We start from the raw sequence: 9,649 nt of genomic DNA on the forward strand, positions 1-9,649 counted from the left end.
CCTTGCTTAGGCATGTTGACGCACCCCTTCCTTGTCCACGAACACTGACGACACCACCTGCGCTGGCACACTCTTGCCATGCGCCCAGACGAACACCGTGTCGCCCTCACGCTTACTGCCATCCTTCAGCACGGCCATGGCAATGGAGCGGCCAAGGAAGGCACTGTGATAACTGGAGGTAACATGGCCCTGCATGGCGGCCGGCACCGTGTCATCGGTATTGCTGAGAATCTGCGCGCCTTCGGCCAGCACTACTTTAGGGTCCAGCGGCAGCAGGCCCACCAGCTGTTTGCGGCCATCACCTGCGGTGTGCGAGCGCAGCAGCGACCGCTTGCCGAGGAAGCTGAACGGTTTCTTCATGCCCACCGCCCAGCTCATGGCCAGATCGTTCGGGCTCATCGAGCCGTCGGTATCCTGACCAACGATGATGAAGCCCTTCTCGGCGCGCAGCACGTGCATGGTTTCCGTGCCGTAGGGGGTGATGTTGAACGCGGCACCCGCCTTCATCACTTCTTCCCACATATAGCGGCCGTAGTTGGCATCCACGTTGATTTCGTAAGCCAGCTCACCGGAGAAGCTGATGCGGAACACCCGTGCCGGCAGCCCGGCCACGGTGCCGCTGCGGCCATCCATGAACTTGAAGGCGTCCTTGTCGAAGTCGATGTCGGTACACAGCTTTTGCAGCACCTGGCGGCTGTCCGGCCCCACCACGGCCACGGTGGCCCAGTGGTCGGTGGTGGTGGTAAAACGCACTTTCAGCTCCGGCCATTCGGTCTGGTGCCAGCGTTCCAGCCAGCTGTAAACCCGTGCTGCACCACCGGTGGTGGTGGTCATGTGGAAGTGGTCGTCTGCCAGGCAGGCGGTCACGCCGTCGTCCATCACCATGCCGTTTTCGTCCAGCATCAGGCCGTAGCGGCATTTGCCGGGGTCGAGCTTGCTCCAGGCATTGCTGTAGATGCGGTTGAGGAATTCCCGCGCATCCGGGCCCTTGACGTCGATCTTGCCCAGGGTGGAGGCATCCATCACACCCACGCTGTTACGGGTGGCCAGGCATTCGCGGTTCACTGCGGCATGCAGGTCCTCGCCCGGCTTGGGGAAGTACCAGGGGCGCAGCCACTGGCCCACCACTTCGTACTCGGCCTTGCGCGCATCATGGCTGGCATGCATGGCGGTGTAGCGGCGCACATCGAAGGTTTCGCCCACATGCGGCCCGGCCAGAGCCCCGAAGGTGACCGGGGTGTAGGACGGGCGGTAGGTGGTGGTGCCCACCTCGGCAATGGGTTTGCCCAGTGCTTCGGCGGCAATGGCAAAGCCATTGATATTGGACAGCTTGCCCTGGTCCGTACCAAAGCCCAGCGCGGTATAGCGCTTGACGTGTTCGATTGAGCGGTAGTTTTCGCGAATGGCGGTGTGGATGTCCGCCGCCGCCACATCATTCTGGTAATCGACAAAGGCCTTGGCACCATGGCCTTCCGGCTTGCCATCCGGCAGGCGGAAGATGGCGCGCGGCGCGGCCACTTCTTCGCTGGCAACGCTGGGCGCATTGCCGCTGCTGCCACGGCCGTGGCCCAGCAACAGGGCTGCCACGGCGGCGTGGGTCTGGCCCAGCGCCTCGGACAGCTCCCAGCGGCCGGTGATGGCACCGACGCAGGCGATATTGTCGCGGCCTTCATCCGGGCAGACAAAGGACAGCTGCTGCTGATTCCACACTGGGCGGCCACCGTTGTGGCAGAACAGGTGGACAGTAGAGGTGAGGCCGCCGGAGGACAGCACGGTATCCACACTCAGGCGCGGACCGGAGCCGACCACCTGATTGTTGCGGCCATCCAGCTTCACCAGCTGCGCGCCGCTGACGCTCTTGTCGCCCAGCACCTTGGCAATGCCATGGCCCAGCAGCAGCTCGACACCAGCACTCTTCAACGCCTGTTGCCGCCATGCCGCCGCCCCGCCCTGCCGGGCATCGGCCAGCATCACCTTGACCCCGCACTGCGCCAGGTCCAGCGCGGCTTCATAGGCGGCATCGTTCTGGGTTTGCACCAGCACTTCGCGGCCCACGGCTACGCCGTAACGGTTGAGATAGCTGTGACCGGCAGCGGCAGTCATCACGCCGGGCACGTCGTTATAGCCAAACACCAGCGGGCGTTCGATGGCACCGCTGGCCAGAATCACCTGATGGGCGCGGATCTTGTGCAGACGCTGGCGTGGCAGCGCGGCATTGCGCTCGGTCAGCGGCAGGTGGTCTTGTAGCAGTTCCACCGCCTGCACCAGGTTGAGGTCATGCAAGGCAAAAGCAGTGGTACGCGGCAACACGCTGACATTCGGCAGGCTGGCCAGTTCGGCCAGACGTTGGCTCACCCAGTCCATGCCGGACAGGCCGTCAATACGGCTGCGGCGTTCGGTCAGCAGCCAGCCGCCCATTTCGGCCTGTTCGTCCACCAGCAGGGTTTTCAGGCCGGCACGGCCAGCCAGCGTGGCCGCCCACAGGCCGGCAGCGCCGCCGCCCACCACCAGCACATCAATATGATGGTGCAGGTGGTCGTAGCTTTCCGGATCGGGCAAGACCGGGGCATGGCCGTAACCCGCCGCCTTGCGGATGTATTTTTCGTAAACGGGCCAGGCTTTCACCGGCTCCATGAAGGTCTTGTAATAGAAGCCGGGCGGCATGAAGCGGCCAAACTTGCCCAGCAAGCCCTTGAGGTCGAAGTCCAGCGAGGGATAGCCGGTGGTGCTGCCGGCCAGCAGGCCCTGGTACAGCTCCACTTGCGTGGCCTTGAGGTCGGGCACGGTATGGGCGCCGGTTTCCAGCTGGATCAGCGCATTGGGCTCTTCGGCACCAAAGCCGACAATGCCGCGCGGCCGGCCATACTTGAAGCTGCGGCCAATCAGGCGCACGCCGTTGGCCAGCAGGGCCGAGGCCAGGGTGTCGCCGGAGAAGGCCTTGTACTGCACATTGTCAAACTGGAAGCTGACCGGTTTCTGGCGATTGATGCGCTCGCCCGGGCGATGGATGCGGTAGCCGCTCATGCTTGCTCCTTCAGATACAGTGCCTTGCCGTCGGCCAGTGTCCAGGAACCGGCAATTTCATAAGTGACGGTATGGCGCTTGACCGCGAACACCTTGCGACAGCCAGCCACGTGCTGCCATTGCTCCCAGTGCCAGCCACGCGGATTCTTGCGGTGGAACACATAGTCGCCCCAGGTGGCGTCGTCGGCCTCTTCCGGCACCGCTGGCCGGGCAATATAGGCTTCGCCGGCATAGCTGAATTCTTCTTCTTCCCGCGCCTCTTGGCAGTACGGGCAGGTAATCACCAACATAAGCCTCTCCCTAGTGAGCCACGGCAGCAGCGCCGTGCTCGTCGATCAGATGTCCGGTGGCAAAACGGTCCAGTGAGAAGGCCCGGTTAAGCGGGTGTGGATCGTCATGGGCGATGGTGTGGGCAAACACATTGCCCGAGCCGGGGGTGGCCTTGAAGCCGCCAGTGCCCCAGCCACAGTTGAAATACAGGCCCTGGATACGGGTTTTGCTGATGATGGGGCAGGCGTCCGGCGACACATCCACAATGCCGCCCCACTGGCGGTTCATCCGCACGCGGGAGAAGGACGGGAACATCTCGATGATGGCGGCAGCGGTGTGTTCGATCACATGCGGGCTGCCGCGCTGGCCATAGCCCAGATAGCTGTCGATACCGGCACCGATCACCAGCTCGCCCTTGTCCGACTGGCTGACATAGCCGTGCACGGCATTGGACATCACCACGGTGTCGATACAGGGCTTCATCGATTCGGACACGAAAGCCTGCAAGGGGTGGCTTTCCAGCGGCAGGCGCAGCCCGGCCATCTTGGCCAGCACCGAGGAATTACCCGCCGCCACGCAACCCACGCGGTCGGCCATGATGTCGCCACGGCTGGTATTCACGCCCTTGATGCGGCCGCCTTCGATGATCAGGCCGGTGACTTCGCACTGCTCGATGATGTCCACGCCCAGCTCGGACGCGCCACGGGCAAAGCCCCAGGCCACCGCATCGTGCCGTGCCACACCGCCACGCGGCTGGAAGCTGGCGCCCATGATGGGGTAACGCGCACGGTTGCTGATGTCGATCAGCGGCACCATGTCCTTGATTTCCTGCGGGGTCATCACCACCGCGTCCACGCCATTGAGCAGGTTGGCATTGGCGCGGCGTTCGATGTCGCGCATGTCCTGCAGGGTGTGGCCCACGTTCATCACGCCACGCTGGCTGAACATCACGTTGAAGTTGAGGTCCTGCGACAGACCTTCCCACAACTTCAGGCCGTGTTCGTACAAGTGCGCCGCCTCATCCCACAGATAATTGGAACGGATGATGGTGGTGTTGCGTGCGGTATTGCCGCCGCCCAGATAGCCCTTCTCCAGCACCGCCACATTCTTGATGCCGTGTTCCTTGGCCAGGTAGTAGGCCGTGGCCAGGCCATGGCCACCACCGCCGACGATGATCACGTCGTACTGCTTCTTCGGCTGCGGGCTTTTCCAGGCCGGCTGCCAGCTTTCATGATGCTTGAGCCCGTTCTTGATCAGGCTCCACAGGGAGTATCGGTTTGCCATCTGCGGCTCCAGCGGGGTGGATGTATTCGGACAAGGCCCATTCTCCCGGCCTCTCCCCTATCCCGTTTGGCTGAAAAGGACAAGCACTTGCCCACAGCCGACACCGCACCGCATGTCTGAAATCGACGCAAATCCGGCGCTTGCAAGCCAGCACAGCGGCCAGACAGGCCTTAGGGTTAGCGCACACACCGCAGGCAACACGCCTGTACTACAAGGGAAGACCAGCCATGATTGCCACCACCCCGTCTTATGTCCTGAGCTTTACCTGCCACAGCGCCTCTGGCCAGGTTGCCCGTTTCTCTGCCCTGCTGGAGTCGCAGGGCTGTTATATCGACGAGCTGGCGGTATTCGACGACCCCAGCAGCCAGCGCTTTTTCGTGCGCTGCGTCTTCCACCCGCAAGCGGAAAGCTTCGACCAGTCGCGGCTGGCGGCCGGCATGGCCGAGATGAACCAGCACTATCAGGATTTGCGCTGGCAGCTGCACGACCGCCGCGAGCGGGCGCGGGTGATGATCATGGTGTCCAAGCTGGACCACTGCCTGAACGACCTGCTGTACCGGCAGAAAATGGGCGACCTGGAGATGACTGTCACCGCCATTGTTTCCAATCACCGCGACCTGGCCCCCATAGCCGAAGCCTACGGCCTGCCCTTTCACCACCTGCCGGTCAGTCCCGCCAACAAGGCCGAGCAGGAAGCCGCCGTGCTGGCGCTGATCAAGGAAACCGGCTCCGAGCTGGTGATCCTGGCGCGCTACATGCAGGTGCTATCCAGCGAAACCAGTGCCCTGCTGGCCGGGCGCGCCATCAACATCCACCACTCCTTCCTGCCCGGCTTCAAGGGTGCGCGCCCCTACTGGCAGGCCCACGAGCGCGGGGTCAAGCTGATCGGCGCCACCGCGCATTACATCACCGACGATCTGGATGAAGGCCCGATCATCGAACAAGTGGTAGACCGGGTAGACCACGCCTGCACCCCGGAAGACCTGCAGGCCACCGGCCGCGACATGGAGTGCCAGGCGCTGGCCCGCGCCGTGCGCTATCACCTGGAACGGCGAGTGTTCCTCAACGACAACCGCACGGTGGTGCTGCGCTAGAAACGCTGCCGGAGCGGCTTGCAATACCCAAGACCCGGCCGACAGCAGCCGGCTCCCTGCCCGCTGCGCACAGCACGCCGCGCCAACAGCAGTCATGACGTTGTGTTAAATTGAGCACTTTGGCTCGCTGAATCGGCCGCGACAGCGGCGATGCTGCCGGGCCTTCATCTTGCTCAAGCGGATCTGTATGGCAGCCATTTGGAAAACATATGCCCGGCTTACCCTGCTCGCTGCTGCCCTGCTCTCTGGTGGCATGGCCCATGCGGCCACACCGCACAGCCTGCCACTGGCCATTACGATAAGGTTTGATTTCTATCCGGCAGACAGCGCCCGGATTCACCAGCTGGAACAGCGGCTGCAACGGGCGCTACAGCATGCCCGGGTAGGCGAACTCGGCGAAAGCGAATTTCACCTTGATGGCAACGAAGGCTTTTTCTACCTGCTCGGCCCCGACCCGCAACGGCTGTTTGCCGTCGCCGGCCCCATCCTGCAATCATCCGCCCTGATGCAGCATGCCGAAGTGGAAGAGCGCGATGGCCAGCACAAGAAAACCTTCTTGCTACAGCCGGAGACATCGCGATGAGGGTGCCCACCACAGGGAAAAACAGCATGTTTCACCACGCCCCCCGGCGGCAAGACATGCCAATGCAGACCTGCCAGCAACAAAGCCAGGAGTGATAAGCCGTGCCCGCAAAAATCAGCCTGCTTGCTTTATCCGCCATGCTGCTCTTGCTGAACGCAGCGGCATACGCCGACATCAGGAACGGGAAAAACCTTTACCAGAGCCGCTGTGCCATCTGCCATGGCGCACAGGCCAATGGCAGCGGGCCATTGGCGGCCAAAAGCAGCCCTCCCACCCCGGATCTGACCACGGCAGCTTTCAAAAAACGCCTCACGGACTATCCCGGTGTGATTGTTTCATCCATCATCCTGCGCCCCAATGGTGATCTGATCCCGAAAACCCTCAGGGACAATGGCATCAAGCTGGCACCCCATCACTGGACGGTGCAGGACTTGCGTGATGTCAATGACTACATGCGCAGCATCATCGGCAAGTGACCAGACAGGCTTGCCGATCTGCCAGCGCAAGATAATCCAGCACCATGCCTGATGGAGAAGACCATGCATAAACTGACCGGTGCCTGCCATTGCGGCAACATCCACATTGCCATTGCGTTGACACAATCGCCTGACAGCTATGCACCCAGGGCATGTGATTGCGATTTTTGTCGCAAGCATGGCGCATCCTATCTCTCCGACCCGCATGGCAGCATGCAGCTGGAGGTGCACGATGCAGACTTCATGGTGAAATACCGGCACGGCAGCCAGTTGGCAGACTTCCTGCTGTGTAGCCGCTGCGGGGTGTTGATTGGCGTGTTGTATCAGGATGGCAGCCGCCTGTATGGCACGGTGAATTGTGCAGCACTGCAGCAGACCGCAGCGCTGGGCGCGCCCAGAACAGTGTCACCCAAGCGGCTGGCCAGCAGCGAGAAAACCGCCCGCTGGAGCGCGCTGTGGTTCCCGGACGTCCGTATCTGCCTCTCAGCCACCTGAAGCAGGCGGGATTTACTTGGCGGGATGAACCAGGCGTATCCAGCCATCAGTCCAGCGCATCCCCCCAGCACCGTGGCACAGCCCGGCCTGCAGGTTGACACCCCGGCGCCGAACTGCCAACCTTCCCGACCACATTGATTAGCCATTGCCCACCATGAAAATCACCCAAGACAGCGCCGTCACCCTGCGCATGAAAGTGACCGACCGCCAAGGCCAGGTTTACGACGATGGCAAGCACCCCGTCTCCTACCTGCACGGCGATTACGACAACCTGTTCGCCAAGCTGGAAGCCGCACTGGAAGGCCAGGAAGCCGGCTTTCAAACCACGCTGGAACTGGCCACCGAAGACACCTTCGGCGAACGCGACGAAGCCCTGGTCACCACCATGCCCAAGGCCGACTTCCCGCCCGGCATCAAGGTAGGCGGCCAGATCCAGCGCGTCGGCCCGGATGGCCAGCCGCGCTACTACTTTGTCACCAAGATCAAAGGCCCCACCGTATTGCTGGACGGCAACCACCCGCTGTGCGGCAAAACCCTGCGCTTTGCCATCACCGTACTGAATGTACGGGCGGCCACGGCCGAGGAAATTGCCCACCAGCATGTGCATGGCGAGCACGGGCATCAGCACTGATTCTCACCTTGCCAGACTGTCAAAGCCCTCCCGCTGCGGAGGGCTTTGTTTATGCAGCGCCGTGGTAGACAGGATAGTGCGCGGATTGAACGCGATGCCGCATAGCCGGCCACCATGCGGCAATCCCGTCGATTCCCCACCGCACCGCCCCCCACCTTGTCATCCGCCGCACCGCAGCAGCAATGCACATCATCAGCCGCAAGCGCGGATTCCCAGCAGCCCCAATCCTTCGGACACCGCATAAAAATCAAAGGCCAAGACAACTCGCGGCACTCGCCCCTCCGTCGTGGCCCTGTCTTTTGCTGCGCCGGGATGGAGCGGAGAGATAGCAGGCAGGTGTACAAGGGGGCGGCACATCCACCTCGGCTTGCGCTGAGGGGAATGGGTTTCTCCAGGGCGATGCTTGCGGTAGAGAAAAGCGATGAGGCGGGGTGCCGGGCTCAGGCCAAGTGAGTATGTCAATGTGTTAGCATGATTGCTGCCGGGAAGCAGCAGAAACTCATCAGAATCAGGTAGTGGGCGGGCTGCATGAGGCCTTCTGCAGAATAAATTCCCAAGGCACACTACAGTAGTCCAATTGAATTTAAATGCAAACCACAGGGAGGTTTGTCCCATGGCGAAAGGGTTTGGGGCGAATATCGAGTCGCAAGTGCAGAGTATGCGGGCTCGGATGCAATTCGGTCGCGTGGATGGCGTGGAGTTCTTCGAAACAACCATGCGCTTGACACAACTTAACCTCAGCCTGCAAGGCATTGGTCCGGAAAGTGACCCGGAACTTTTTCGTCACTTCCCCGTGGCTGCTATCGCAGTACTTGAAAGCCACTTCAAAACGACGGTGGCATCTATCATTAATGCCGGATCGCCGTATCTCGAGCGTGGGTTGGCATTGGCAAAAGATCGTCTCAAGTCCTCTGTAGATGTCGTTCCGTTGCTTCACCGAAAGACGGTGACAATTGGTGAGGTGGTAGCGCACGTCATTCCCTTCAACTCAGTCTCTAGTCTTGAGACAGCGTTTTGCACCCTTTTTGATGCAGACATCAAAACCTTAATTGCGGATGCGCGAGATCCACACCTCCTGCGCCGCGACCGTGAGAGTGTCGCTAACTTGCTGGTGGCGTCGGTGGATGACTTATGGCGCGATCTCGCCCTTGCCTTCGACAGGCGGCACATCTTGGCGCACGAAGCGGCCACCAAATTTGAACTTTCGTTTAACGACGCAAAGGCCGCTGTCGATTCATGCGCATCGTTCGTAAACGCCTTGGATGCCGTCATGTGGTCCACAATCTGGAAAGACTTACCGCTGACGCAGTATGAGATGAATGTAGAAGCTTGGTCTCTCTGCAAAGCCGAGCGAAAAGCCCTAGCTGAAGCAATTTGGACTGCGCTGGCAGTTGCGACTGAGAACGGAGAACGCTCACGATTTCGCAAATTGCATGCTGAGTGGAAAGCCTTCAGTAAACGATGGCTGGCCTGGGAGGAGGAACCGTTTGTCATGGGTGCAATCAGACCGATGATTGTTGCTGGTTCCTGGGAACGGGTGCTAAGAGCCAGAAGAGAAGCCATTCAAGACTGGTTGAACCTGATGCTCCCTGCACAGACGCTTGTTGATTAGCCTGCAGCTTGACGCTCAATTTGATTCAGTCTGAAAACTCCCTCAATTAGGTAGAAACCAGAAATTCCATTTCCCATATTGGCTTTACTATACGAAGTCACCCACATCTCCCGGCCTTTGCAGCCGAACCGATGCAAGCGACGGGCCCCGTCAAGCATGCCGACGGGTGGCCGGGGCGAG

9 protein-coding genes are annotated in these 9,649 nt (G+C 61.1%); 6 read left to right on the top strand and 3 right to left on the bottom strand.

The features are described from left to right. Positions 1-6: 6 nt before the first annotated feature. Genes EAY64_RS14300 through EAY64_RS14310 form a run of 3 tightly spaced genes read right to left on the bottom strand, consistent with a single transcriptional unit; the run spans position 7 to position 4,578 of the window. Complete coding sequence (locus EAY64_RS14300) at positions 7-3,024, bottom strand: sarcosine oxidase subunit alpha family protein (RefSeq protein WP_103525424.1); 3,018 nt, start codon at positions 3,022-3,024, stop codon at positions 7-9. Continuing rightward, positions 3,021-3,314: a sarcosine oxidase subunit delta gene (locus EAY64_RS14305; protein WP_103525425.1), complete on the bottom strand. Its 294-nt coding sequence runs from the start codon at positions 3,312-3,314 to the stop codon at positions 3,021-3,023. Before EAY64_RS14305 ends, EAY64_RS14300 begins: the two co-directional genes overlap by 4 nt. A 10-nt stretch (positions 3,315-3,324) precedes the next feature. Beyond that, positions 3,325-4,578 (bottom strand): sarcosine oxidase subunit beta family protein, encoded by a 1,254-nt coding sequence (locus tag EAY64_RS14310; RefSeq protein ID WP_103525426.1) that lies wholly within the window; start codon positions 4,576-4,578, stop codon positions 3,325-3,327. 227 nt (positions 4,579-4,805) lie between these two features. Between EAY64_RS14310 and purU the strand changes: the two genes are divergently transcribed. From purU to EAY64_RS14340, 6 genes are all read left to right on the top strand, one after another. Continuing rightward, positions 4,806-5,672 (top strand): formyltetrahydrofolate deformylase, encoded by an 867-nt coding sequence (gene purU / locus EAY64_RS14315; protein ID WP_103525427.1) that lies wholly within the window; start codon positions 4,806-4,808, stop codon positions 5,670-5,672. Between the two features lie 187 nt (positions 5,673-5,859). Next, on the top strand, positions 5,860-6,255 hold the full coding sequence (locus EAY64_RS14320; protein ID WP_199734454.1) for a hypothetical protein: 396 nt from the start codon (positions 5,860-5,862) through the stop codon (positions 6,253-6,255). Between the two features lie 101 nt (positions 6,256-6,356). Continuing rightward, positions 6,357-6,731, top strand: coding sequence for a c-type cytochrome (locus EAY64_RS14325; protein ID WP_199734455.1), 375 nt, complete (start codon positions 6,357-6,359; stop codon positions 6,729-6,731). Between the two features lie 63 nt (positions 6,732-6,794). Continuing rightward, the gene (locus tag EAY64_RS14330; RefSeq protein WP_103525428.1) at positions 6,795-7,226 is read left to right on the top strand and encodes a GFA family protein; all 432 of its coding nucleotides are present in this window, start codon (positions 6,795-6,797) and stop codon (positions 7,224-7,226) included. 154 nt (positions 7,227-7,380) lie between these two features. Next, a complete protein-coding gene (locus EAY64_RS14335) occupies positions 7,381-7,857 on the top strand; it encodes an FKBP-type peptidyl-prolyl cis-trans isomerase (protein ID WP_103525429.1) in 477 nt (158 codons plus the stop codon). A 613-nt stretch (positions 7,858-8,470) separates the two neighbouring features. Further along, a complete protein-coding gene (locus EAY64_RS14340; protein WP_103525430.1) occupies positions 8,471-9,469 on the top strand; it encodes a hypothetical protein in 999 nt (332 codons plus the stop codon). The last annotated feature ends 180 nt before the right edge of the window (positions 9,470-9,649 follow it).

The sequence above is a fragment of the Aquitalea palustris genome, from assembly GCF_003693445.1.
Taxonomy (GTDB): domain Bacteria; phylum Pseudomonadota; class Gammaproteobacteria; order Burkholderiales; family Chromobacteriaceae; genus Aquitalea; species Aquitalea palustris.

Coding starts and splice junctions, on each gene's coding strand:
- EAY64_RS14300 (WP_103525424.1), bottom strand. CDS start 3,024: ATGAGCGGCTACCGCATCCATCGCCCGGGCGAGCGCATCAATCGCCAG.
- EAY64_RS14305 (WP_103525425.1), bottom strand. CDS start 3,314: ATGTTGGTGATTACCTGCCCGTACTGCCAAGAGGCGCGGGAAGAAGAA.
- EAY64_RS14310 (WP_103525426.1), bottom strand. CDS start 4,578: ATGGCAAACCGATACTCCCTGTGGAGCCTGATCAAGAACGGGCTCAAG.
- purU (WP_103525427.1), top strand. CDS start 4,806: ATGATTGCCACCACCCCGTCTTATGTCCTGAGCTTTACCTGCCACAGC.
- EAY64_RS14320 (WP_199734454.1), top strand. CDS start 5,860: ATGGCAGCCATTTGGAAAACATATGCCCGGCTTACCCTGCTCGCTGCT.
- EAY64_RS14330 (WP_103525428.1), top strand. CDS start 6,795: ATGCATAAACTGACCGGTGCCTGCCATTGCGGCAACATCCACATTGCC.
- EAY64_RS14335 (WP_103525429.1), top strand. CDS start 7,381: ATGAAAATCACCCAAGACAGCGCCGTCACCCTGCGCATGAAAGTGACC.
- EAY64_RS14340 (WP_103525430.1), top strand. CDS start 8,471: ATGGCGAAAGGGTTTGGGGCGAATATCGAGTCGCAAGTGCAGAGTATG.